Below are 23,881 nucleotides of genomic sequence, written 5' to 3' on the forward strand. Positions count from 1 at the left end.
CCCGCCGCGACGGCCACCAGCGCGAGGCGCCAGGCAGGGGAAGGCGGCCGGTCCGTCCCCCGTGCGGGACGGTCCGGCCGCCTTGGCTGAGGCGTCCGGGGAGCCGGGCGCCGCCGTTCAGGCGCCGCCGGTCACCCCGCGCCGGTCACTGGATCAGGGTCCAGGACTTCGGTGCGGTGTCCGGGGACCGGCCGCTGCCCGGACGGGTCGCCCGGTACAGCTCGCCCCGGTGCGTCACCAGCGCTCCCGCCTCGTACGACGCGCCGCCCTGCCAGGCGGGGACGCCGACCGGTGAGACGCGGCTGGTGCGGCCGTCCACCGCGCGGGTGCGGGTCAGCGCGTACGCCCCGACCTTGACCGGGCTCCCGGCGTACGGCCGCCAGCGGACGCCGTCGGTCGAGTACTCGATCGCGAGGCCCGGGTTGCGGACGTTCGCGGTCAGCGCGCCGCCGGAGACCTTCCCGCCGGGCAGCGGGATCCGGTAGTTCACGCCGTCGTCGCCGCGCAGCCCGACCGGCTTGTACGACGACAGCAGCGGGAACGTCACCTGGCCGAGCGTGTTGTTGAAGACGTTCCACGCGGCCGGCATCCGCTCGGGCGAGGGGGTGTTGCGGTTCCAGGCGCGCTCGGCCACGCCGAGCATCTTCGGGAACGCCTGGTACTCGCGGATCTCGGGCGCCATGCCGTTCTCGGCCCAGAGCTGGGCCTCCATGCCGAGGATGTTCTTCCTGCCCTTCTCCGTGAGCCGCTCCCACTCCGGCTTCGGGCCGCCGAGGGGGTTGCCCCAGCGGTCCTCGGTGGCGTTGGCGTACACGTCGAACGGCTGGTAGGTGAAGGTGTTCTTCTCGTCCACGTAGTTCGCCCAGTAGTAGCCGGGCTCGTCCGGGTCCTTGTTGTAGGCGAGGTCCATGTAGAGGTTGGTGGCGTGGGCGAGGATCACCGGCGTGCCCTCGTTGGCGTACCGGTACGCCCAGTCCTCCCGGCCCCAGCCCCACACGTTCTGCCAGGGGAGCGGCGCGAAGTTCTTCAGGCGCAGCGAACGGTCCGGGGCGGTGATGTCCTCCCAGCCGGCGGTCGTCTTGGCGGCCGTCTGCGCGATGGCGTTCCACTTGCTGAAGAACAGGTCGGCCAGGTCCTCGCCGGACTTGCCCGCCGTCTCCGGATTGCTCTGGCACGCGGGCGAGCCCGACCACCAGTTCTTCGCCTCGCCCGGCGGCTCGTCGCCGCCCAGGTTGATCCGGTTGAGCGGCACCCTCGCCCCGGCGTACATCTTCTTCACCTCGGAGGTGACCTTGCCGAGGAACGCGTAGCTGCTCTTCAGGCAGGGGTTGACGAGGTTGTCGGTGTAGTACTGCACGCTGACGTGCCGCGAGGCGTCCTTCGGGTCCAGCAGCCGGTACGAGTCGTCGCCGGTGCGCTCGTAGCGGCGCTCCATCGACTGGACGGCCGCGCGCGCGTGCGCGGGGAAGTTCAGCTCGGGGACGACCTCGACGTGCCGTTCGGCCGCGTACCTCAGGATCTCCTGGAAGTCCTTCACCGAGTAGTGCCCGGAGCCCTGGCCCACGAAGTTGGCCGTGGCCTGCTCGAAGCCCTGGAAGGCGGGCCGGCGGCCGAGGTTCGCCTCGGTCCGGTCGCGCGCCTTGCCGTCGATGCCGTCGCCGCCGCCGAGGTCGTTCACCGAGCTCATGCCCTGGTGCAGCGACCGCTTCTCCTCCAGGTCGAACGCGCGCCTGGACCCGAAGCCGGTCAGCTCGGGCAGGCCGGGGATCTCCAGCCGCCAGCCCTCGTCGTTGGTGAGCCCGAAGTGCAGCTTGTTCATCTTCGTGAACGACATCAGGTCCAGGAACTTCTCGATCGTCTCCTTGGACTGGAAGTGCCGCCCCACGTCGATGTGCAGGCCGCGGTAGCCGAACAGCGGCGCGTCCGCGATCTGCGCGCGCGGCACCCGGACGGTCCGCCCGTGCCCGGCGGCGGCCGTCCGGTAGTCGTCCGGCGCGATGAGCTGCCGCAGCGTCTGCACGCCGTACAGCGCGCCGGCGCGGTCGGTGCCGGTGATCTCGACGCCCTTCGCCGTGGTGGCGAGCCTGTAGCCCTCGGCGTCCGGCTTGCCGTCACGGTCGACGTCCAGCCGCGGGTCGAGCCGGAGCGAGACCGGCGCGCCCTTCCCGGACGCGACGTCGCGCAGCGCCGAGCGCAGGTAGCCCGCCTCGCCGCGCAGCGCGCGCGGCGCGGAGACGGCCGAGCCGCCGCCGATCGCGACCGTCCCGCCGGTCGCCTTCGCCGTGAGCGGCTGCGGCACGATGCGCTGCTGGAGCGACAGGTCCACCTTGGTCGAGGTGTTGTCGGCGTAGCGCGTCGCGGCGTTCTGCACCGGGCGGTTGTCGCCGGAGAACGCCTTGGTCTGCTTCGGGTCGGTCGGGTCCAGCAGCGACTTGGCGGGCACCCAGCGCGGCGTCCCGCCGCCGAACGACACGCTCCAGCCGGCCGGGGCGTCGGACTTGTGCGTGGCCCACAGCTCGGAGTCGTAGGCGATCTCCCGCCGCTCCCCGGGGGCGACGGGCTTGAACGAGCCGGTCGGCTTCAGCACGTAGAAGTCGCCGCTCTGCGCCTTGTCGGCGCGCGCGACGGTGAGGCCCTGGTCGGCGAGCAGCCTGCGGGCGGCGTCGCCGTCCGCCCCGGCGAGGACGGCGGCGGGCTGGCGGACGGCGGTGTAGTACATCGCCCAGTCCGTGCCGAGCGCGCAGCGCCCGTCGCGGTTGGCGAGCGTCAGCCGTGCCCGGTGGTACGCCCCGTCGGTGACGGTGTGGTCGACGGGCTGGTAGGTCATCAGCAGGTCGCGGGCGTCGGGCCGGCAGCCCGCCGACGCGGAGCCCGGCGCGATGGCCGCCGCGCAGGCGGCGGCGAGGGCGGCGGCCGAGACGACGGCCGCGGGTCTTCTGGTGGAGGGTCTCATGGCAGCGTGAACCGTTCTCCTGGCGTAGGGGAGGAGACACCGGCCGGACGGCCGGAACGGGAGCGCGCGAGCGGGGCGGGCACGGGGTGCGGAGGCGGAGGGCGGCGGGACCTTCACGGGGCGCGCGTCACGGCCCGTCGCGGGGCCGGACCGTTGTGGATCTCAGCGGCATGAATAGGAAAGTAACCTATCTATTTGCCGCGCACCCCGCGCCTGATCCGGCCACCGGCGAACGCCCAGGCAGCGCCTCCGGGCCGGAGCCGGACGTCCCGCCGGGGTTGACGCCTCCCGCGTGACCAACCGGTCAATGCCCTGCTGACCTGCGAAGAGACGATTCCACGCCGTCCGGCCGGGGTGGTCCGCACCCCGACCGGCACTGGTCCGTACCAGTGGGCGGGGACGGGTCAGCGGAGGCCGAACTCCCAGTTGCGGCCCTCGCCGTACTCCCGGAGGATGCGGCGGGCCGTGGTGGTGATGTGCACCTCGTCCGGGCCGTCGAAGATCCGCCCCGCGCGGGCGTGCCGGTACATGTCGCCGAGCGGGGTGTCGGGGGTGAGGCCCTCGGCGCCGTGCACCTGGATCGCGCGGTCGATGACGTTGTGCAGCATCCGCGCCGCCACCACCTTGATCGCGCCGATCTCCACCCGCGCCTGCTCGCCCCGGTCGATCTTCTCCGCCGCCTGGAGGGTGAGCAGCCGCGCCGCCTGGATCTCGGTGTAGGAGTCGAACACGTGCTGCTGCATGAGCTGCTTTCTGTGCAGCGGCTCCCCGAACGCGGTCCGGTCGTGCAGCCGCGCGCACATCAGGTCGAACGCCCGCTGCGCCTGCCCGAGGAAGCGCATGCAGTGGAAGATCCGGCCGGGCCCGAGCCGTTCCTGCGCGATGACGAACCCGTGCCCGCGCGGCCCGAGCAGGTGGTCCTCCGGAACGCGCACGTCGTCGTACAGCACCTCGCAGTGCCCGCCGTCCAGCCCGAGCACGGGCGTCTCGCGGACGATCGTGTAGCCGGGCGTGCCGGTCGGCACGAGGATCATGCTGAACGCCAGGTGGGGCGAGGTCCCCTCGGGCTCCGTCCGCGCCATCACCGTCGTGTACGCCGCCACGTTCGCGAGCGTCGTGAACCACTTGCGGCCCCGGATCACCCACTCGCCGCCCTCCAGCGTCGCGGTGGTCCTGAGCTGCGTCGGGTCCGAGCTGGAGATCCCCGGCTCGGTCATCGCGAAGCTCGGGTAGATCTCCGCCCGCGCGAGCGGTTCGAGGAACCGGTCGCGCTGCGCCGCGCTCGCGTACCGGTGCAGCATCAGCGAGTCCTGGAGGGTGAACGTGCCGAGCGCGAGCTGCCCGTACTCGCTGCGCCCCTGCACCTCGTTGACGTACACGTAGTCCAGGAACGGCAGCCCGCCGCCGCCCAGCTCCTTCGGATGGCCGAGCGCCCACAGCCCCTCGGCCTTCGCCTCCCGCTGGAGCGCGCGGACGGCCTCGGCGGACTCCTCCCCGCCCGCGCGCATCGCGGGCTCGGCGGGCTCGACCCGTTCGGTCATGAACGCGTGCACGGCGTCGCGGACCGGGCGCACGGACGCGGGGACGTCGAAACTCATCTGGGCCGCCTCTCCTCGATCTTCTAGAATCGCATTCTGTCTCACGAGGAGGACCGCACGCGATGGCCCGTCCGCACGACGCCCCGTCCGCCCGCGAGCTCGTCGCCGCCGTCCGCGAGTTCCTCGAACGCGACGTGCTCGGCGGCCTGGAGGGGCGCGCCCGCTTCCACGGCCTCGTCGCCGTGAACGTCCTCGGCATGGTCGAGCGCGAGCTCGACCTCGGCCCCGCGCACGAGCGCGCGCACGCCGAACGGCTCGCGGCCCTCGGGTTCGACGGCGACGCCGCGCTCGCCGCCGCGCTGCGCGAGGGCCGCCTCGACGACCGGTTCGCGGAGGTCAAGGCGGCCCTGGAGGACGCCGTGCGGGACAAGCTGGCCGTGGCCGACCCGTCCCGCGCCGGCTGAGCGGCGGGAACGCACGCCCCGCGGGGACGGCGCGGACCCGGCCGCGCGGTACGTCAGGTGGAGGAGGTCAGCTCCAGCTCCTTGATCTTCGGGTCGGTCTCGTCGGCGAGGTAGTCGGCCTCCCGCGTCGCGTCCGGCCCGTCGGCGACCTTCCCGAGCTTCAGCGCGACCGTCGCGACCACGGCGACGGCGATGTTGACGGCGAGGGCGAGCATCCCCACGTACACCGTCATCTTCGTGTCGAGCCCGAGGTCGCTCAGCTTGTAGGCCGAGCCTCCGAAGTGGGCCTTGCCCTTGGCCGGGTTGGGGATCCGGTACAGCATCCACAGGCCGGCCGCCATGCCCCCGCCCAGCCGGCGACGAGCGCGCCCCGGTGGAACCAGCGGGTGACCAGGCCGAGCGCGACCGCCGGCAGCGTCTGAAGGATGATCACGCCGCCGATGAGCTGGAGGTCGATGGAGAACTCGGGGTCCAGCAGCAGGATGCACGCGACCGCGCCGACCTTGACGATCAGCGAGACCAGCTTGCTGACGGCGGCCTCCTGCTTCTCGGTCGCGTCCTTGCGGAGGTACTCCTTGTAGATGTTGCGGGTGAACAGGTTCGCGGCGGCGATCGACATGATCGCGGCCGGGACGAGCGCGCCGATCCCGATCGCCGCGTACGCCACACCGGTGAACCAGCTCGGGAACATGTGGTCGAACAGCAGCGGCACGACCGTGTTGGTGTCGGCCTTGCCGTCGGTCACCACGGGCTTGATCCCGGCGGCGATCGCCATCAGCCCGAGCAGCGCGATCAGGCCCAGCACGAAGCTGTAGGCGGGCAGCGCGGCCATGTTGCGCTTGATCACGTTGCGGTTCTTGCTCGCCAGCACGCCGGTGATGCTGTGCGGGTACAGGAACAGCGCCAGCGCCGACCCGAGCGCCAGCATCGCGTAGTTGAGCTGGTTGGTGCCGTCCAGCAGGATCCCGTCCGAGGGGACGGGCGTCTTGTCGAACTTGGCCTGCGCGGTGTCGAACACGTGCCCCCAGCCGCCCAGCTTGGACGGGATGTAGAGCACCGCGACGATGATCACCAGGTAGATCAGGATGTCCTTGACGAACGCGATCAGCGCCGGCGCCCGCAGCCCGGACTGGTAGGTGTAGGCGGCGAGGATCGCGAACGCGATGACGATCGGCAGGTGGCCGTCCACCCCCATCGCCTTCAGCACCGCCTCGATCCCGACGAGCTGGAGCGCGATGTACGGCATCGTCGCGACGATCCCGGTGACCGCGATGACCAGCGCCAGCGTCGGCGACCCGAACCGGGCGCGGACGAAGTCGGCGGGCGTCACGAACCCGTGCACGTGCGACACCGACCAGAGCCGGATCAGCACGAGGAACACCAACGGGTACACCACGATCGTGTACGGGACGGCGTAGAAGCCCGCCGCGCCCGCCCCGAACACCAGGGCGGGCACCGCGACGAACGTGTACGCGGTGTAGAGGTCGCCGCCGATGAGGAACCAGGTGATCCAGCTCCCGAAGCTCCGGCCGCCGAGGCCCCACTCGTCCAGGGAGTCCATCGTGCCGGGCCGCCGCCACCGCGCGGCGACGAACCCCATCCCGCTGACCAGCAGGAACAGCGCCCCGAAGACGATCATTTCGGTCAGGTGCTCGGTGGACACCGGATCAGCCCCGCTTCCTGGTCATCCGGTACACCAGCACGGTGCACAGCACGCCGAGCGGGATGAACGCGAACTGCATCCAGTAGAACGCGGGGAACCCCGCGAGCCTCGGCTCGTCCTTGTTGAACAGCAGCGTCAGCAGGGGAACGACGACGGGGACCACCAGCAGCCAGTTCCACGGGCTGCGGTCGCTGCGCCGCTCGCCCGGCGGGGACTCCTGGGAGGTGTCGTTCGCGGCCAAGGGATCCTCCTCGTCACAGATGCCCGGGGGTGAGGCGGCGCGAAGCCTACCCCTCGTTCCGTCACGGGGTGATCACGGCTGTGGAACGACTCGGCTGGATCGGTCCAGAGTGCGCGGACCAGGACGCTCCCCCCGAAACTCTCGGAGTCGAGGAGGAGCCGCCGCCGGGTCAGGCGGTGCGGTCTGCCTCGGTCTTCGGCTCGTGCCGGACGTCGGACGGCCGGTCCAGCTCCCGCGTCCACGCCGCGAACTCGACCAGCACGCCGTCGGGGTCCTTGAAGTAGATCGACCGGACGAACACGCCGTCGTGCATCTCCTTGCTGACGCCGAACTCGCTGTCGTCGTGGTTGAGCAGCACGCCGACGTCCACGCCCTTCGCCACCAGCCGGTCGCGGTACTCCTCGATCCGTTCGGGCGGGACGTCGAAGGCGATGTGGTTCATCGACCCGGCCGCCGAGACCAGCTCGCCCCGGTCGGGCAGGTCCTTCGGCGCGGACACGCCCGGCACCGCGTCGGGGGCGTCGGGGAACCAGAAGAACGCCAGGGCGTTCCCGCCGCCGCAGTCGAAGAAGAAGTGCTGGCCCCAGCCCATCGGCAGCTCGATCGTCTTGATCAGCGGCATCCCGAGCACGCCCTGGTAGAAGTCCACCGTGCGCTTCATGTCGCGGCAGACGAGCGCCAGGTGGTTGACGCCGCGCAGCTCGAACTCGGTGTTCTTCCTGGTCATGGGGAGGCTCCAAGGGCGGACGGGCGGGCCGGTCGAGCGGGCCCCTTCCCGCCATGATGGCAAGATCGCCGGCGCTTGAGAACCCCGCGGTGCGACAGATGCGCCGTGATGTCTCGCGGCCGTGCCCCGGCGGGCCGCTTGGCCGGGCCCCCGCCGAACCGGTACCCTCCTCGCATGCGAACCGGGACGACCCGCCAGTGGTGGTGGCGCCGCTGAGGCGGCGCCGGTTCGTGCACGTTCGACATCAGGCGACCGCCCTCTCCCGGCGGTCGCCTCGTCGTCCCCGTCCGGTGAGAGGGCCCTACCACGAGGGGCCACCGCGGTGGACACCGTCTCACAGCAGCCGCTGACCAGCGAGTTCGTCACGGCCGGGGGCGTACGGGTGACCCGTACCGCAACCCCGGTCGATCCGGAGCGCAAGTCCGACGTGCTCAACGCCCTCGTCGCCGCCGTGGGGGAGCGGCGCGGCGGCGTGCTGAGCTCCGGGATGGAGTATCCCGGCCGCTACAGCCGCTGGCACATGGCCTACATCGACCCCTGCCTGGAGATCGTCGCGCGCGGCCGGACGGTCGCGGCCCGGGCCCTGAACGGGCGCGGGCGGGTGCTGCTGCCCGCGGTCGCGCCCGTGCTGCGCGCCGTCGGCGAGGTCCGCGCCGACGGGCCCGGCCTCATCGAGGTGCACGTCCCGGCGACGGACGCGTTCTTCCCCGAGGAGGAGCGCAGCCGCCAGCCGACCGTCTTCACCGCGCTGCGCGCCGTCATCGACCTGTTCCGCTGCGACGACCCGCACCTCGGGCTGTACGGGGCGTTCGGCTACGACCTGTCGCTCCAGTTCGAGCCGCTGCGCACGCGGCTGGAGCGGCCCGCCGACCAGCGCGACCTCGTCCTGCACCTCGCCGACGAGATGACCATCGTCGACCGCAAGCGCGAGACCTCGCACCGGATGGCCTACGACTTCGAGGTGGGCGGCGCGAGCACCGCCGGGCTGCCGCGCGCGACCGAGCCGACGCCCGTCCCGGTCGCCGCCGAGGTACCGCCGCAGCCCGTCCCCGGGGTGTACGCGCGGATGGTGCGCGACGCCAAGCACAAGTTCGTGCGCGGCGACCTGTTCGAGGTCACGCCGGGGCACGCCATGTACGGCCGCTGCGACTCGCCCGCCGCGTTCTTCGAGCGGCTCCGCGAGACCAACCCCGCGCCGTACGAGTTCCTGTTCAACCTCGGCGAGGGCGAGTACCTGGTCGGCGCGTCGCCGGAGATGTTCGTCCGGGTGAACGGCGACCGGGTCGAGACGTGCCCGATCGCGGGGACGATCCGGCGCGGCGGCGACGCGCTGGAGGACGCCGAGCAGATCCGCGCGATCCTGTCGTCCGCCAAGGACGAGTCGGAGCTGACGATGTGCACCGACGTCGACCGCAACGACAAGTCGCGAGTGTGCGTGCCGGGCAGCGTGAAGGTGCTCGGCCGGCGGCAGATCGAGATGTACTCCCGGCTGATCCACACCGTCGACCACATCGAGGGGCGGCTGCGGCCCGGCTTCGACGCGCTCGACGCGTTCCTCACCCACATGTGGGCGGTCACCGTGACCGGCGCGCCGAAGACGTGGGCGATGCAGTTCATCGAGGACCACGAGGACTCGCCGCGCCGCTGGTACGGGGGTGCGGTCGGCCGCGTCGGGTTCGACGGCTCGATGAACACCGGCCTCACGCTCCGCACCGCGCAGATCCGCGACGGCATCGCGACCGTCCGCGCCGGGGCGACGCTGCTGTACGACTCCGACCCCGACGAGGAGGAGCGCGAGACGCACCTGAAGGCGTCCGCGCTGCTCGGCGCGCTCGCCGACTCCCAGGCCGCCGTGTCCGGCGCCCCGGCCGAGGCGCCGGAGGACGAGCCGGAGCGGGCCGGGAGGGGATGAAGGTGCTGGTGGTCGACCACGAGGACTCGTTCGTCAACACCCTCGCCGACTACTTCCGGCAGCAGGGCGCCGACGTGGTCACGCTGCGGCACGGGTTCCCGGTCCGGATGCTGGACGAGCACGCCCCGGACCTGGTGGTGCTGTCGCCCGGTCCCGGCCGTCCCCAGGACTTCGCGACCGCGGGGCTCCTCGACGCGCTCGACGCGCGCGCGCTGCCCGTCTTCGGGGTCTGCCTCGGCCTCCAGGCGATGGTCGAGCACGCGGGCGGCGAGCTGTCGCTGCTGCCCGAGCCGTCCCACGGCAAGCCGGGACGGGTGCGGGTCACCGGCGGCGGGCTGTTCGAGGGGCTGCCCGGCGCGTTCACCGCCGCCCGCTACCACTCCCTGCACGCCACGCCCGAACGGGTGAAGGGCTACCAGGTCACGGCCGTGACCGGGACGTGGTGATGGCCGTCGAGGACCCGGCGCGCCGCCGCTGGGCAGTCCAGTTCCACCCGGAGTCGATCCTCACCGCGGCCGGCCGGGCCGGGCACCGGATCGTCGCCAACGTGCTGCGCCTGTCCCGCGCGGGCTGAGGCGGGTTCCGGGCGGAGGGCGGCCGCCGTTCCGCCCGGAAAACCTGACGTTCCCTGTCAGGTTGAACGGCCAGCATGGGCCCATGACTCGTGAACTGGAAGGAAAGGTGGCGATCGTCGCCGGCGGCACCCGCGGCGCGGGCCGCGGGACGGCCGTCGAGCTCGGCGCGATGGGCGCCACGGTGTACGTGACGGGCCGCACCACGCGCGCGGCCCGTTCGGAGATGGACCGCCCGGAGACCATCGAGGAGACCGCCGAACGCGTCACCGCCGCGGGAGGCGAGGGGGTCCCGGTCGAGGTCGACCACCTCGACCGGGACCGGGTGCGGGCGCTCGTCCGGCGCGTGGACGCCGAGCGCGGGCGCCTCGACGTGCTCGTGAACGACATCTGGGGCGGCGACCACCTCACCGAGTTCGGCACCCGGCTGTGGGACCTCGACCTCGACAGGGGCTGCGGGTCCTGCGCCTCGCGATCGACACCCACATCATCACCAGCCACTGCGCGCTGCCGCTGCTCAACCGGACGCCCGGCGGGCTCGTCGTCGAGATGACCGACGGCACCGCCGAGTACAACGCCCGGTACCGCAAGGAGGCCAACCTCTTCTACGACCTCGCCAAGGTCGCGGTGATCCGGCTCGCCACCGCGCAGGCGGCCGAGATCGCCGAGCACGGCGGCACGGCCGTCGCGCTCACGCCCGGCTGGCTGCGCTCGGAGGCGATGCTGGAGCACTTCGGCGTCACCGAGGAGAACTGGACGGACGGCGCCGCCAAGGACCCGCACTTCGCGATCTCCGAGTCGCCCGCGTACGTCGGCCGCGCGGTCGCGGCGCTCGCCGCCGACCCGGACCGGGCCCGCTGGAACGGCGCGTCCCTGTCCAGCGGCGGCCTCGCCCAGGTGTACGGCTTCACCGACGCGGACGGCAGCCGCCCCGACGCGTGGCGCTACATCACCGAGGTCGAGGACGCCGGCAAGCCCGCCGACGTCACCGGCTACCGCTGACGCGCGTTCCGCGCCGTTCGCTGCGCGGGCTCGGCCCCGGCGGTCAGGTGTAGAGGGCGGCGGTGCGGGCGGCGCTGTCGGCCATCCGGGCGCGCAGCTCCGGCGGGGCGAGGACCTCCACCTCCGGGCCGAGCCGCAGCAGCTCGTGCATCGCCACCTCCGGGACTCGACGGGCAGCGTGGTGGCCACCCACCCGTCCGCGTCGGGCTCCCCGGCGGCCTCCGCCGCCCGTTCCGCCGCGTACGGCTCGACGGTGTGGCGGAGGCGGCGCATCCCGGCCGGGCTCAGCCGCACGCTGACCTCGTCCCGGAGCATCGAGCGCAGGAACGCGTCGGCCTGCGACCGCCAGTAGCCGGGCAGGTCGAACGACTCGTCCCGCTCGAACCGCTCGCCCGTGGCCCGCACCGCCGCCACCCGGTCCGCGCGGTACGTGCGGGCGCCGTCGCCGACGCCGCGCGGACCGCCGGGGGAGGCGACGCGGGCGACGAGGTACCAGGTGCCGTTCTTGAGGACGAGCGCGTACGGGTGGACGGTCCGTTCGACCTCGGGGCCGCGGTTCCTGCGGTAGCGCAGCTCGACGACCTCGTCCTCCCAGACCGCGCGGGCGAGGTCGCGCAGGAGCGGCGGCGGCGCGGCGTCCCCGAACCAGCCGGGCGCGTCGAGATGGAACCGCTGGCCCGTGCGCGCGGGCGCGTCCCGCAGCGACGTCGGCAGCGCGGCCAGCACCTTCAGCTCGGCCGCGGCGACCGCGTCGGCCAGGCCCATGTCGCCCGCCGGACCCGGCAGCCCGGACAGGAACAGCGCCTCCGCCTCCTCTCGGCTGAGCCCGGTGAGCCGCGTCCGGTAGCCGCCGACGAGCCGGTACCCGCCGTGCCGCCCCTGGTCGGCGTACACCGGCACGCCCGCCGCCGACAGCGCCTCCACGTCGCGGTAGACCGTCCGCTCCGAGACCTCCAGCTCGCGGGCCAGCTCGGCGGCCGTCATCGCCTCCCGCGACTGGAGCAGAAGGACCAGGGAGATGAGCCGGGACGCGCGCATCCCCCCATTCTGACATTGTTGTGTCAGCTTCGCGGCGTTCGGGTGTCGTGCGCGCCGGAACGGCTGTTAGCTTCGCGGCGTGACGACAGAGACCACGCCCGCCTCCGCCCCGCGGGACACCGCCCTGACCACGTTCATCGACGCGCTGCCGAAGGTCGAGCTGCACGTCCACCTCGTCGGCTCGGCGTCCGTGCCGACCGTGCTGGAGCTCGCCCGCCGCCACCCGGACGGCGGCGTACCGACCGACGAGGCGCGGCTGCGCGACTTCTACCGGTTCCGCGACTTCCCGCACTTCGCCCGCGTCTACGACGCGGTGAACCTCCTGGTGCGCACGCCCGAGGACGTCGCGACGCTCGTCCTCGGCACGGCCCGCGACCTCGCCGCGCAGAACGTCCGCTACTTCGAGCTGACCGTCAGCCCCTACGCGCACGTCCGCGCCGGCATGTCGTACCCGGCGGTCACCGAGGCCCTCGACCTCGCCGTGCGCCGGGCCCGCGAGCGCCACGGCATCGAGATCGCCTACATCTTCGACATCCCCGCCGACTTCGGCGCCGAGGCCGTGACCGGGACCCTCACCGCCGCGCTGGACCACCCGGCGGAGGCGCTCGTCGGGTTCGGCATCGGCGGGGTCGAGCAGATGCGCGCGCCGATCCGGGACGAGATCCGCGACGCGTTCCGCGCCGCCCGCGCCGCCGGGCTCCGCAGCCTCCCGCACGCGGGCGAGATGACCGGCCCCGAGACCATGTGGGAGGCCGTCGACCAGCTCGGCGCCGAACGCATCGGCCACGGCATCGCCTGCGTCCGCGACGAGCGCCTCATGGCCCACCTGCGCGACACCGCGACGCCGCTGGAGGTGTGCCCCACGTCCAACGTGTGCACCGGCCAGGTCGCCGGCCTCGCCGACCACCCGCTGCCGCGGATGCTGGACGCGGGCCTGTTCGTCACCCTCAACAGCGACGACCCGCCCATGTTCGACACCACGCTGACCGGCGAGTACCGCGTCGCCGCCGACGTCTTCGGCCTCGGCCGCGCCGACCTCGCCGCCCTGGCCCGCAACGCCGTCACCGCCTCCTCGATGGCGGAGCCGGCCAAGCGGACCCTCATCGAGGAGATCGACGCCCTCGCGTGAGAACGGCCGTTCAGCCCCACGCCAGGCGGCGCCAGGGGCTGGCGGGGTCCTGGGTGAGGATGCGGTGGGCGGTGAGGGAGCGGTCGTACCACTCGCCGAACTCGCCGCCGTCGAACCGGAGCATCCGGCCGAGCGTGTAGCCCGCCGAGAACTCCCGCCACGAGCCGTACACCCGGTTGGCGAAGAGGCCGGCCTTCAGCACGCAGGTCTCGGCGTCCTCGGCCGAGCAGTACCCGGCGTTCAGGCCCCACCGGGCCATGTTGACGGCGCGGCCGAAGTCGTAGCCGAAGACGCTGTCGACGCGGCCGTCCGGGGCGAGCAGCCCGTCGGCGCGGAACCGCGCCTCGTAGCGCAGGATCTCCGCCGACAGGTCGAGTAGCGCGCGGGTCGTCCCGTCGGAGGCGTCGCGCTCGCGGCACCACGCGGCGATGCCGTCCCGCCAGGCGTCCGGGCCGGTGCCGCGGCCCCGCCGGTCCAGGACGACCTGGATCGCGGGGTCGCAGTTCTCGGCGGCGAGCAGCGTGTCGGTCGCCGAGCGCCAGCTCCCCGGGTCGGTGACGCCCCAGTCGCGTTCGAGGAGCTCGCGGTCGCGCTCCGGGCGCTCGTCGGCGGCGCCGGGATGGTTCCAGGCGACGCCGTTGCCGACGGCGAGGTGCGCGCCGACCGCGAGCGCCGCCGCGAGCCGTCCCCACACCGGGCGGTCGGGGTCGGTCACGATGACGTCGTGGTCGCGGTCGGGACGGCGTTCGGCCTCGTCCAGCAGCGCGGCGACCTGCCGGTGCCCGTCGCCTCCCGGCGGGATCCGGGCCAGCAGATCGCGCAGCGGCGCCACCGCGCCGCGCCCGCCCGCGTCCCGCACGATGAGCTTGGCCGCGTGCACCGCCGCGACGTCCGCGCGCTTGTGGTCGCCGGCCGCCCGGAACCCCGCCATCGACGCCCACGCCCGGCGCGCCGCGTCGCCGGTGCGACCCGCGGCGGCGAGCACGTGCGCGGCCTGCCCGTCGAGGACGGCGCGCGGCCCCGCCGACGGCTCCGGCAGCCCGGACGCGGCGCGCTCGGCGGCGTCCAGGGCCCGCAGCGCCTCGTCCGCGCGGCCCGCCGACGCGAGCGCGCGGGCGTGCCTGGCGCGGGCGGCGACCGCCGACGGCCAGTCGGCCCGCGCCTCCAGCGCGCCCGCCGCCTCCGCGAACGCGGCGGCGGCCTCCTCGGCCCGGCCCTGCCGCTCGTACTTGCGGGCCCGGTCGAGCAGGGCCCCGGTATCGACCTGGAACGTCATGACGCCGACCACCGTACCGGCAGCCGATCATCCGCGCTCACGGCTCCGGCAGCGCCTCCACCTCCACGCGGGTGTCGTGGAAGACCGGCCCGCCGCCCATGTCGGTCGCGCGCTCGTCCACCACCGCGTTCGCGTTCGCACCGCCCGCGAACTTCGGCCAGTTCCCCTTCGTCGTGGCCGCCACCCCGGTCCGGACGCCGTCGGTCACCTCCACTGCGGCGTCGAACGAGCCCCGGTCGTTGAAGACCCGGACCCTTCGCCCCGCCTCAAGCCCCCGCGCCGCCGCGTCGTCCGGGTGCAGCCGGACGACCGGCCCGCCGGCCCGGCGCCGCAGCTCCGGGTTGTTGCCGAACACGGTGTTGAGGAAATGGTGCGACGCCGCCGAGATCAGCACGAGCGGGAACCGCTCCGCCCGCGCGCCGTCCGACACCTCCGCCGCCGGCGTGTACCCGGCGACCGGATCCAGCCCGAGCGCCGCCGCCCGCTCCGAACGGAACTCCAGCCGCCCCGACGGCGTCGGGAACCCGTCCGCGAACGGCAGGAACGGATCGGGCACGTTCATCCGGACGAACCCCTCCTTGCGGAGCCGTTCCAGCGTGATCCCCGCCATCCACGGGTGCCCCGACGCGAGGGCCCGCTCAGCCATCCGCTCGTCCGACTCGTACAGGGCGGGCTCGGTCAGCCCCATCCGCCGCGCGAGCCGCCGGAACGTCTCGGTCGCCGGAAGGCACTCGCCTGGAGGCTCCACGGCCGGCTCGTTCCACGTCAGGTACAGGTGCCCGTAGCCCTCGTGCAGGTCGGCGTGCTCGTGCTGCATCGTCGCCGGGAGAACGATGTCGGCGTAGTCGGTCGTATCGGTCGGGAAGTGCTCCATCACCACCGTGAACAGGTCGTCCCGCGCGAGCCCGCGACGCACCCGGCCCTGCGCCGGCGTGCTGGCCACGGGGTTCGCCGCCATCACGAACAGCGCCTTCACCGGCGGATCTCCGAGATCCAGCAGCCCTTCGCCCAGCCGGCTCATCGACAGCGTCCGCCCCGGCCCCGGCCGCAGGTCGTCCCGGCGGAGCGCGGCCTTGTCCAGCATCACGTGCCCCGACGTCGAGAACGCCAGCCCTCCGCCGCGCCGCGCCCAGTCGCCCGTCACGCCCGGAACGCAGGCCAGCGCCCGCAGCGCCGCGCCCCCGCCCGCGTGCCGCTGCATACCCTGCGTCGCGCGGATCGCGGTCGGACGCGTCCGCGCGATCCGCTCCCCGAGCGCGACGATCGCGTCCTCGGGAATCCCCGTGATCTCCGCGACGCGTTCCGGCGGGAACTCCGCGATCCGCTCCCGCAGGTCGTCCCACCCCAGCGTGTGCCGTTCCAGGAACGCGTCGTCCTGCGCGCCGAGCCCGACCACCACGTTCATCAGCCCGAACGCCAGCGCCGCGTCCGTCCCGGGCAGCGGCGCCAGATGCTCGTCGGCCAGCTTCGCCGTACGGGTCCGCACCGGGTCGATCGCGACGAGACGCGCGCCCGCCTTCCGCGCGTCCTGCACGAACTTCCACACGTGGTGCCCGGACGTCAGCGGATTCGTCCCCCACAACAGGATCAGCCGCGCGTGCGCGAGATCCTCCGGGTCCATGCCGCCGGGCGTGCCCAGAATGGACGTCAGCCCCGCGTTCCCCGCCGCCGAGCAGATGTCGGCGCGATGCCGCGACGCGCCGAGCACGTTGAACAGCCGCCCCCCGACATGCCCTTCCAGCCCCTGCAAGTACCCGAGCGACCCCGTGCCCCAGTACGGCCAGATCGCCTCCCCGCCGAACCGTTCCGCGACGTCCCGCAGCCGCTCCGCGATCTCGCCGAGCGCCTCGTCCCAGGAGATCCGCTCGAACCGGCCCTCGCCCTTCGCGCCCACGCGCCGCAGCGGGTACAGGATCCGGTCGTCCTGCCCGGCCCGTTCCAGCCACCGGTTGACCTTCGTGCACAGCGCGCCCCGCGTGTACGGATGGTCGGCGTTCCCCCGCATCCCGACGGCCCTGCCGTCCTCGACCCCCACCACCCACGAGCACCCGTCCGGACAGTCCAGCGGACAGGCCCCGAGAACCTTCAGCTCCATCAGAACCCCACCTCCGCCAAACCGCCCGACACCCCTCAGTCTCAGCCAGAACGCCACGAGTGTCACCCTGAGACACACATTACGGTTCGGTGGGCGGTGCCCTGTCGGTGGCCGCCGTTAGAGTTGCGAGGCGGCAGAGGCACCGAGGTGGGGGAGTCCCGATGACGGCTGAGCGAGACGTCGATATCCAGTTCCGCGGCGACGTGACGGTGGAGCTGATCAAGTCCGCGGCGTCGGACGCCGACGTGCTCTGGGCGGCACGCGTGTCCACCAAGGGGGAGAACTCGCTGGCCGAGATCGAGGCCGACCCCGAGCGCTCCAAGGGGCTCATCAACTACCTGATGCGTGACCGGCACGGCACCCCCTTCGAGCACTCGTCGATGACCTTCTACGTGAAGGCCCCGATCTTCGTGTTCCGGGAGTTCATGCGGCACCGGACATTCTCGTACAACGAGGAGAGCGGCCGCTACAGGAGGCTCGATCCCGTCTTCTACGTCCCGGACGCCCAGCGCAAGCTGGTGCAGGAGGGCAAGCCCGGCAAGTACGTCTTCGTCGACGGCACCGCCGAGCAGCACAAGATCGTCACCGAGGCGGCCCAGGAGAGCTACCGGCAGTCGTACCGGGCCTACCTGGAGATGCTCGACGCGGGCGTCGCGCGGGAGGTGGCCCGCACCGTGCTGCCGGTCGGGCTCTACTCCTCCATGTACGCCACCTGCAACGCCCGTGCGCTGATGAACTTCCTGTCCCTGCGCACCAAGCGCGAGGACTCCGCGTTCCCGTCGTTCCCGCAGCGGGAGATCGAGATGGTGGCCGAGCAGATGGAGGAGCAGTGGGCGGCGCTCATGCCGCTCACCCACGCCGCCTTCGAGGCCAACGGACGCGTCTGCCCGTAGCGCCCGGCCGGACTGTCGGAGCCCTGAGGTGGACTGTCACGGATGGTGGCCGTACGCGGTGGAGACGTCGCGTCGCGTTCTCCATAAGCGGGTGCGCTTCCAGAAGGCGGCGGAACGGTCGGCCGCATCGACCGTCCAGGTGGCGATAGCACCACGAGAAGGGGACAAGGCGGCAGGGGTGATCAGGGGGTGCGGTAGGCGGCGATCTCGATCAGGTTGAGGTCCGGGTCGCGCAGGTAGACGCTGGTGATCGGGCCCTCGGCGCCGGTGCGCTCCACGGGCCCGGCCTCGATCGGCACGCCGTGCCCGCGCAGCTCGGCGACGACGCGGTCCGGCGGGGCGGTGGTGACGAGGCAGAGGTCGGCGCTGCCCGGGGTCGGCCGCGCGGCCTTCGGCTCGTACCCGTGCCCCGCGCGCTGCAGGTTGATCTTGCTGCGGCCGAACCGGAGGGCACGGCGGCCCTCGCCGAACGTCACCGGCTCCATGCCGAGGACGCGGGCGTAGAAGGCGGCGGTCGCGTCGGGGTCGGCGACGGTGAGCACCAAGTGGTCGAGCCGTTCGATGCGCATGGTCCAACGGTAGGCCGCGCCCCGGGAGCGGGAAGGCGCGGCCCCTGGTCACAGCGCCGTCAGCAGTACTTGGACGGCCCCGCCTGCCCCACGAGCACGAGTCCGCGAGCGAGCCCGAGGAGGTGCGCAGGTACGCGGCGTCGCCGGTGTTGTTCCACACGTACGCGCGGCGGCCCCAGTAGCGGTTGTACGCGGTGTTGGAGCCGCGGCCCGTCCTGACCTTGACCGACCTGCCCTTGCCCAGCGTGAACGAGCCGAACGTGTAGGTGTAGCCCGTCTTGTCGCGCAGCTTCCACCCCTTCAGCGAGCGGGCCTTGCCGCGGTTGACGATCTGGACCCACTCGCCGTTCAGGCTGGCGTTGCTGCGGTTGTCCCGGCCCGGCGAGTCGAAGTAGACGCGGTAGATCTGCACGGCCGAGGCGGCGGACGCCGGGGCCGCCGGGAGGACCGGGACGAGGGCGACGGCTCCCGAGGCCGCCGCGGTGATGAGCGCGATGCGCGCGCGTCGTGTTGTCATGGCGGAACGTTATGGGGTGGAACAGGAGCGATGTGGCGTCTGACGCTCTATGTCGCGGGCCGTACCCGGCCGCCTCCGCCGGTAATCCGCCCGCGCCCGCGTGCGTCCGGCCGCGCCCGGGGCTTGGCGTACAGCGTAAGTTGCGCCAGGGTGGAGGACCATGCCGGACAACACCGCGTCAGAGATCATCACGTCGGAGACCGTCCTTCCCGCCGCGGGCCGCGAGATCCCCGCGTACCTGGCCGTCCCCGCCGGGCCGGGGCCGTGGCCCGGGGTCGTCGTCCTGTTCGAGGCGACCGGCGACAACGCCGACATGCGCGCGCAGGCCGACCGGTTCGCCGAACGCGGCTACCTCGCCGTCCTGCCCGACCTGTACGGGGGCGCGCCGTGGCTGCGCTGCGTCCGCAAGGCGATGCGCGACATGCTCGCCCGGCGCGGCCCGTCGTACGCCCACATCGAGGCGGCCCGCGCCTGGCTCGCCGGCCGCGACGACTGCACCGGCCGCGTCGGCGTCATCGGGTTCTGCATGGGCGGCGGGTTCGCGCTGGTCGCCGCGGCCAAGTACGACTTCCAGGCGGCGGCCGTCAACTACGGCATCCTGCCGCGCGACCCCGCCCGGGTGCTGGAGGGCGCCTGCCCGATCGTCGCCAGCTACGGCGGCGCCGACCGGACGCTGCGCGGCGCCGCGGCCAAGCTGGAGCGCGCGCTGACCGTCGCGGACGTGACGCACGACGTCAAGGAGTACCCGGAGACGGGCCACAGCTTCCTCACCGACTCCGCCGTCCCGGCGCCCCTCGGCCCGGTCGCGAAGATCGTTCTCGGGCACGGCAGGGGAAGGGGCAACGCCCCCGACGCCTGGGACCGGATCTTCGCCTTCTTCGCCGACCACGTGGGCAGCGCCACCGGCGGCGCGAACGGCTCGGCGGGCGCCCGAACCGCGGGCCCCGCGCGAGCCGCCGACGCCTCGGACGATGACGGTCAAAACGGATCTACAACGTAAAGCCGGGGGCTCGGTCGAAGAAAAGGGAGCCCGGGCCGCGATCAGTCGCCGACAGCGGGAGGCGGTCCGCTCATGCCGCAGCGGCTCCAGGTGGTCGCGTTGATCCTGCCCTCGCAGTGGACCCATTGGGTGCCCTGCGGCTGCCCGTACCACAGCAGGTTCTTGACCAGGATGTAGGCGGAGCCCCCGTCGCCGAGACGGTCCTGGCATCCCTCGCCGTACAGGTCCACCCAGCCGAGCGGGAACTCCACTCCGGACCCCTTCTCGCAGGTGGTCACCGTCGCCGCCGCCGCCGGGACAGCGGTCACGGCCGTCGCGGTGCCCACGGCGGCCGTGACCGCGAGCAGGCCGGTGAACAGGCGGATGGGTGCGCGCATGTCTGCCTCCAGATGGTTCGCGTCCGATTCGCTACCGGGACCCGGCCGCCGAAGACGGACTCTTCAGGCCAAGGGCCTGACGGCGGATCGGTGCCCGCGTTCAGGTAACCGCGAATGGTCACTCAATGTAATCGTCCGTGAAGGCAGGCTGATGTCGCGTCACCGCGCCCGGTCTGTCGCCGCCGCGCGGGCCCGGCCCGCCGGGGCGACCGCAAGGAACGGGTCGTGCCTGGCCACGGGGCATACGGGGCGGTTCGTGTCGCACGTTCGGAAGTCCATGGGATAGCGCCTCGTCCGGCTGCGGCGCTGAGGGCGTCGGTGTCACGAGCCTGCACGAGAGTCACTCTGTGTAGTTGACCTGCGTCCGGGTAGTGGGCGGGGGTCAGCGCCGCAGACGAAGGGAAACCCACGCATGTCCACGCTCACCCGCCTGGCCGCGACCACCGCGGCCGTCACCGCGGCCCTCAGCACGGGGCTGCCCGCGACGACCACCTCGGGCCTGGCGGGCACCGCCTCCTTCGATGCCGGCGGGGCCGCCTCCGACTTCCGCGCCGCGGCCAACACCGTTCGGCTCGTCTCCGCCACGGCCAACGGCACCAGGTCCGCCACGGTGAAGCTCTCCTACACCTGCACCGAGGCCGGCGGGAAGGGCGAGCAAGCCGAGATCCACGTCGGCGCGCGCTTCTCCTGGGGCTCGGTCTACGGCGTCAGCGCCCACTACGTCCCCAAGGCGCCCGCCTACCCGTGCGACGGCGCCTCCCGCACCGTCGACTTCACGATCACCAGCAAGGGCAATGCGATCAAGAAGGGCGAGAAGGCCACCGTCAGCGCCTCGATCGGCGACCGGCACGGCGCCTCGGCGCACAAGGACCAGAAGAAGATGACCTTCCAGTAGCGACCTGGCCCCGGCCGACGGGCGCTCGCCCCCGACGTCGCCCCCTCAGGCGGCCCCGGTTGTCCGCCCGAGTCGAACGATGACGGCGTTCCGCATCTCGGTGATCAGTCCGGGGCGGCCAGTCACGGCGCGAGCCGCTGGACGAGTGTCCCTGGCCGGAGCTCAGTCGATACCTCCGCCGGAGACCGAGGGGAGGATGTAGACCTCCGTGCCCGGGATGAGGGGCGTGGCGAGCAGGGCGAGGTCCCGCACGTTGCTGGTGCCGACGAACACGTTGACGTGCGGGCGCAGCGCGCCGCTCTCGTCGCGGACGCGGCGTTCGAGGGCGGGCAGGTCGCGGCCGAGCGCGTCGAGCAGGTCGCCGACGGTGGCGCCCGCCGGCACGTCGATCCGGACGACCGGCCCGGCGCCCGCGAGGTCGCGCAGCGCGCCGGGCAGCCGGACCGGGACGCTGATCCGCGCGGCCGTCACAGCACCGCCGCCCGCACGCAGAGCACGTCGGGCAGGTGCCGGACGACCTCGGTCCACGACTCGCCGTCGTCGCGGCCCGCGTAGACGCAGCCGTCGCGGGTGCCGAAGTAGATCCCGGCGGGGTCGCCCTGGTCGGTGCAGAACGCGTCGCGCAGGACGCTGGCGTGGCACGGCCCGTCCGGCAGGCCCTCGGTCAGGGGCCGCCAGGTACCGCCCGCGTCGTCGGAGCGGCACACCTGGTAGCGGTGCCCGGCGGGGCTGCGGTCGGCGTCGGCGTGCAGCGGCAGGACGTACACGGTGTCGGGGCGGTGCGGGTGGACGGCGATCGGGAACCCGAAGTCGGCGGGCAGGCCGCCGTCGATCCGGGTCCAGGACGCGGCGTCGTCGTCGCTGCGGTAGACGCCGCCGTGGTGCTGGAGGAACAGGCGGCCGGGCCGTTCGGGGTGCAGGTCGACCTTGTGGACGCACTGGCCGTACTCGGGGTACGGGTCCTCGGGCAGGAAGTCGGCGCGGATGCCCTTGTTGCGGGCCTCCCACGTCTCGCCGCCGTCGCCGGTCCGGTAGACGCCGCCGGTGGAGATCGCGACGGTGAGCGTGCGCGGGTCGGTCGGATGCGGCAGGACGGTGTGCAGGCAGAGCCCGCCGCCGCCCGGATGCCAGGTCGGGCGGTGCGGGTGGTCCCACAGGCCCTGGACGAGGTGGAACGAGTGCCCGCCGTCCTCCGACCGGAACAGCGCGGCGGGCTCGACGCCCGCGTACACCACGCCCGGCTCGGTGGGGGAGAGGCGGAGCTGCCAGATGTCGCGCAGCGACGTCCCGGTGGACGGGGGGAACGCGACGGGCGCCGCGTCGGCCTCCTTGGCGGGCTCGCTCCAGGTGCGTCCGGCGTCGTCCGACATGACGATCGAGACGCCCCAGAACGGGCTGTTGAGCGCGGCGAGGATCCGGCCGCGGGCGGGGTCGATCGCGATCGCGGTCGCCGGCGTGGACGGGAACGCGACGGGGCCGGTCTCCCAGCCGCCCCGCGGCGGCGTGCGGTGAACAGGCCCTTGCGGGTTCCGATGACGAGCACGGTGTCGTCCATGTCGAACTCCCCAGCGAGAGGTGGCTCCGGCCATGCTCGCACGCCCGCGCGGCTCAGGGGCGCAGGACGACCTGGGTCTGCGTGACCTGCGCGATCCGGCGGTCCCGGTCGTCGAACAGGTCGGTCTGGACGACGATCGACGTGCGCCCCACGTGCAGCGGCGCGGAGATCCCGCGGACGTGCCCGCCGCGCACGCCGCGGAAGAAGTTGGTCTTGGACTCCAGGGTGGTCGTCGCGGCGCCCTCGGGCAGGTTGAGGAACGCGCAGGCGGCGCCGAGGCTGTCGGCCAGCGCCATGATCACGCCGCCGTGCATGAGCCCTCCGGCGGTGCAGCGCTCGGGGCCCAGGCGAGCCGTCCGGCGACCCCGTCCGGCCCGGCGGTGTCGATCTCCACGCCGAGCGCGCGGGCGAACGGCATCGCGTCGGTGATCTGGTCGGTGGTCATCGGTCCTCCACGGGGCTCGGCGTCCCGGCCCACCCTGGCGGGGACGCGGCGGCCGGTCCATTACCCGCGGGGTAAAGGGGAGCGCCGCCCCGTTACCTGGGACGTCATCGCCGGAATGACCTTGGTCCGGGTAGCGTCGCCGTCGTGAGCACAATGACGACGGCGTTGAGCGACGTGCGGCCCATCGGCGACCAGATCCGGGCATGGCGGCAGCGGCGGAGGCTGAGCCAGCTCGAACTGGCCTCCGACGCCGGCGTGTCCACCCGGCACCTCAGCTTCGTGGAGACCGGGCGCTCGGCGCCGAGCCGGGAGATGGTGCTGCGGCTGGCCGAGCACCTGGACGTGCCGCTGCGCGACCGGAACCTGCTGCTGGTGTCGGCCGGGTTCGCCCCGGTGTACGGCGAGACGCCGATCGAGGAGCCGCGCATGGACACGGTGCGGGCGGCGCTGCGGCAGGTCCTCGCCGGGCACGAGCCGTACCCGGCGGTGGTGGTGGACCGGTTCTGGAACCTGATCGACGCGAACGGCGCGGCGGCCCTGTTCATGGAGGGCGCGCCGCCCGAGCTGCTGGAACCGCCGCTGAACGTGCTGCGGCTGAGCATGCACCCCGAGGGGATGGCGCGCAGCATCCTCAACCTCGGGGAGTGGCGCGCCCACATGATCGACCGGGTGCGGCGGCACGTCGCGCTCACCGCGGACGCGGCGCTGACGCAGCTCTACCGGGAGCTGCGCGACTACCCCGGGCCGGTGCCGGACGCCGCGCCGCCCCCGCAGGGCAACGAGGTGTTCGTCCCGCTGCGGATGCTGGCGGACGGGCGGGAGCTGTCGTTCTTCAGCACGATCGCGACGTTCGGCACGCCGGTGGACATCACGGTGGCGGAGCTGGCCATCGAGTCGTTCTACCCGGCGGACGCGGAGACCGCCGCGTACCTGCGGGAGCGCGCGGGCGGGTGAGCGCCCGGCCCCTGCGCGACCGTCCTGTCCGGGCTCCGTGATAGACACCTGTACCGAACGTGACGC

The 23,881-nt window shown here is 73.1% G+C and carries 21 protein-coding genes and 4 pseudogenes; 8 read left to right on the forward strand and 17 right to left on the reverse strand.

Translation table 11 applies throughout. The features are described 5' to 3' along the window. Nucleotides 1-145 precede the first annotated feature (145 nt). Nucleotides 146-2,953, reverse strand: a complete 2,808-nt coding sequence (locus GEV43_RS39310; protein ID WP_160825706.1) for a family 20 glycosylhydrolase — start codon at nt 2,951-2,953, stop codon at nt 146-148. Nucleotides 2,954-3,357: 404 nt separating this feature from the next. After that, nucleotides 3,358-4,551, reverse strand: coding sequence for an acyl-CoA dehydrogenase family protein (locus GEV43_RS39315; protein ID WP_160825707.1), 1,194 nt, complete (start codon nt 4,549-4,551; stop codon nt 3,358-3,360). 62 nt (nt 4,552-4,613) lie between these two features. Here GEV43_RS39315 and GEV43_RS39320 point away from each other — a divergent pair, with 62 nt between their 5' ends. Then, the gene (locus GEV43_RS39320) at nt 4,614-4,955 is read left to right on the forward strand and encodes a DUF6285 domain-containing protein (RefSeq protein WP_160825708.1); all 342 of its coding nucleotides are present in this window, start codon (nt 4,614-4,616) and stop codon (nt 4,953-4,955) included. Between the two features lie 53 nt (nt 4,956-5,008). Here GEV43_RS39320 and GEV43_RS52355 read toward each other — a convergent pair whose 3' ends face one another. From GEV43_RS52355 to GEV43_RS39335, 4 genes are all read right to left on the reverse strand, one after another. Continuing rightward, nucleotides 5,009-5,278 (reverse strand): hypothetical protein, encoded by a 270-nt coding sequence (locus GEV43_RS52355; protein WP_241684207.1) that lies wholly within the window; start codon nt 5,276-5,278, stop codon nt 5,009-5,011. Continuing rightward, complete coding sequence (gene mctP, locus GEV43_RS39325) at nt 5,212-6,618, reverse strand: monocarboxylate uptake permease MctP (RefSeq protein WP_309240178.1); 1,407 nt, start codon at nt 6,616-6,618, stop codon at nt 5,212-5,214. Before mctP ends, GEV43_RS52355 begins: the two co-directional genes overlap by 67 nt. A gap of 4 nt (nt 6,619-6,622) precedes the next feature. Beyond that, on the reverse strand, nt 6,623-6,859 hold the full coding sequence (locus tag GEV43_RS39330; protein WP_160825709.1) for a DUF3311 domain-containing protein: 237 nt from the start codon (nt 6,857-6,859) through the stop codon (nt 6,623-6,625). Nucleotides 6,860-7,028: 169 nt separating this feature from the next. Continuing rightward, on the reverse strand, nt 7,029-7,586 hold the full coding sequence (locus GEV43_RS39335) for a VOC family protein (protein ID WP_160825710.1): 558 nt from the start codon (nt 7,584-7,586) through the stop codon (nt 7,029-7,031). 322 nt (nt 7,587-7,908) lie between these two features. Here GEV43_RS39335 and GEV43_RS39340 point away from each other — a divergent pair. Further along, a pseudogene (locus GEV43_RS39340) lies at nt 7,909-10,072 on the forward strand (anthranilate synthase component I). Between the two features lie 83 nt (nt 10,073-10,155). Continuing rightward, nucleotides 10,156-11,072, forward strand: a pseudogene (locus tag GEV43_RS39345) (SDR family oxidoreductase). A 43-nt stretch (nt 11,073-11,115) separates the two neighbouring features. On the opposite strand, the gene GEV43_RS55535 reads toward GEV43_RS39345, so the two are convergent. Both GEV43_RS55535 and GEV43_RS39350 read right to left on the reverse strand, forming a co-directional pair. Further along, complete coding sequence (locus tag GEV43_RS55535) at nt 11,116-11,223, reverse strand: WYL domain-containing protein (protein WP_309240179.1); 108 nt, start codon at nt 11,221-11,223, stop codon at nt 11,116-11,118. Between the two features lie 62 nt (nt 11,224-11,285). Then, nucleotides 11,286-12,110, reverse strand: a pseudogene (locus GEV43_RS39350) (helix-turn-helix transcriptional regulator); the annotation flags it as partial. A gap of 79 nt (nt 12,111-12,189) precedes the next feature. On the opposite strand from GEV43_RS39350, the gene add reads away from it, so the two are divergent. Beyond that, entirely contained in the window at nt 12,190-13,239 is a 1,050-nt protein-coding gene (gene add, locus GEV43_RS39355; RefSeq protein WP_309240180.1) for an adenosine deaminase, read from the forward strand. A 10-nt stretch (nt 13,240-13,249) separates the two neighbouring features. On the opposite strand, the gene GEV43_RS39360 is transcribed toward add, so the two are convergent. Both GEV43_RS39360 and GEV43_RS39365 read right to left on the reverse strand, forming a co-directional pair. Next, nucleotides 13,250-14,515: a DUF1266 domain-containing protein gene (locus GEV43_RS39360; RefSeq protein ID WP_160825711.1), complete on the reverse strand. Its 1,266-nt coding sequence runs from the start codon at nt 14,513-14,515 to the stop codon at nt 13,250-13,252. A 37-nt stretch (nt 14,516-14,552) separates the two neighbouring features. Further along, the gene (locus GEV43_RS39365; protein ID WP_160825712.1) at nt 14,553-16,610 is read right to left on the reverse strand and encodes a molybdopterin-dependent oxidoreductase; all 2,058 of its coding nucleotides are present in this window, start codon (nt 16,608-16,610) and stop codon (nt 14,553-14,555) included. 161 nt (nt 16,611-16,771) lie between these two features. On the opposite strand from GEV43_RS39365, the gene thyX reads away from it, so the two are divergent. After that, complete coding sequence (gene thyX / locus GEV43_RS39370) at nt 16,772-17,503, forward strand: FAD-dependent thymidylate synthase (protein ID WP_160825713.1); 732 nt, start codon at nt 16,772-16,774, stop codon at nt 17,501-17,503. Nucleotides 17,504-17,685: 182 nt separating this feature from the next. On the opposite strand, the gene GEV43_RS39375 is transcribed toward thyX, so the two are convergent. After that, nucleotides 17,686-18,072, reverse strand: a complete 387-nt coding sequence (locus GEV43_RS39375) for a VOC family protein (RefSeq protein ID WP_160825714.1) — start codon at nt 18,070-18,072, stop codon at nt 17,686-17,688. A 145-nt stretch (nt 18,073-18,217) separates the two neighbouring features. Beyond that, nucleotides 18,218-18,589, reverse strand: a pseudogene (locus GEV43_RS39380) (lamin tail domain-containing protein); the annotation flags it as partial. 160 nt (nt 18,590-18,749) lie between these two features. Between GEV43_RS39380 and GEV43_RS39385 the strand changes: the two are divergent. Beyond that, entirely contained in the window at nt 18,750-19,589 is an 840-nt protein-coding gene (locus GEV43_RS39385; RefSeq protein WP_160825715.1) for a dienelactone hydrolase family protein, read from the forward strand. Between the two features lie 41 nt (nt 19,590-19,630). Here GEV43_RS39385 and GEV43_RS39390 read toward each other — a convergent pair whose 3' ends face one another. Then, nucleotides 19,631-19,966, reverse strand: a complete 336-nt coding sequence (locus GEV43_RS39390) for a hypothetical protein (RefSeq protein WP_160825716.1) — start codon at nt 19,964-19,966, stop codon at nt 19,631-19,633. Between the two features lie 412 nt (nt 19,967-20,378). Here GEV43_RS39390 and GEV43_RS39395 point away from each other — a divergent pair, with 412 nt between their 5' ends. Next, nucleotides 20,379-20,861, forward strand: a complete 483-nt coding sequence (locus GEV43_RS39395; protein WP_160825717.1) for a hypothetical protein — start codon at nt 20,379-20,381, stop codon at nt 20,859-20,861. Between the two features lie 162 nt (nt 20,862-21,023). Here GEV43_RS39395 and GEV43_RS39400 read toward each other — a convergent pair whose 3' ends face one another. Genes GEV43_RS39400 through GEV43_RS52360 form a run of 4 tightly spaced genes read right to left on the reverse strand, consistent with a single transcriptional unit; the run spans nt 21,024 to nt 22,861 of the window. Beyond that, nucleotides 21,024-21,332, reverse strand: a complete 309-nt coding sequence (locus GEV43_RS39400) for a ubiquitin-like small modifier protein 1 (RefSeq protein WP_309240181.1) — start codon at nt 21,330-21,332, stop codon at nt 21,024-21,026. Continuing rightward, a complete protein-coding gene (locus tag GEV43_RS39405) occupies nt 21,329-22,450 on the reverse strand; it encodes a sialidase family protein (protein WP_309240182.1) in 1,122 nt (373 codons plus the stop codon). Before GEV43_RS39405 ends, GEV43_RS39400 begins: the two co-directional genes overlap by 4 nt. 19 nt (nt 22,451-22,469) lie before the next feature. Continuing rightward, nucleotides 22,470-22,730, reverse strand: coding sequence for a PaaI family thioesterase (locus tag GEV43_RS39410; RefSeq protein WP_241684208.1), 261 nt, complete (start codon nt 22,728-22,730; stop codon nt 22,470-22,472). After that, nucleotides 22,715-22,861 carry a hypothetical protein gene (locus GEV43_RS52360; RefSeq protein WP_241684209.1) on the reverse strand — a complete coding sequence of 49 codons (147 nt, stop codon included), beginning with the start codon at nt 22,859-22,861 and terminating at the stop codon, nt 22,715-22,717. Before GEV43_RS52360 ends, GEV43_RS39410 begins: the two co-directional genes overlap by 16 nt. Before the next feature lie 153 nt (nt 22,862-23,014). On the opposite strand from GEV43_RS52360, the gene GEV43_RS39415 reads away from it, so the two are divergent. Further along, on the forward strand, nt 23,015-23,815 hold the full coding sequence (locus GEV43_RS39415; protein WP_160826120.1) for a helix-turn-helix domain-containing protein: 801 nt from the start codon (nt 23,015-23,017) through the stop codon (nt 23,813-23,815). The last annotated feature ends 66 nt before the right edge of the window (nt 23,816-23,881 follow it).

Source organism: Actinomadura sp. J1-007 (assembly GCF_009793335.1).
GTDB lineage: Bacteria > Actinomycetota > Actinomycetes > Streptosporangiales > Streptosporangiaceae > Spirillospora > Spirillospora yumaensis.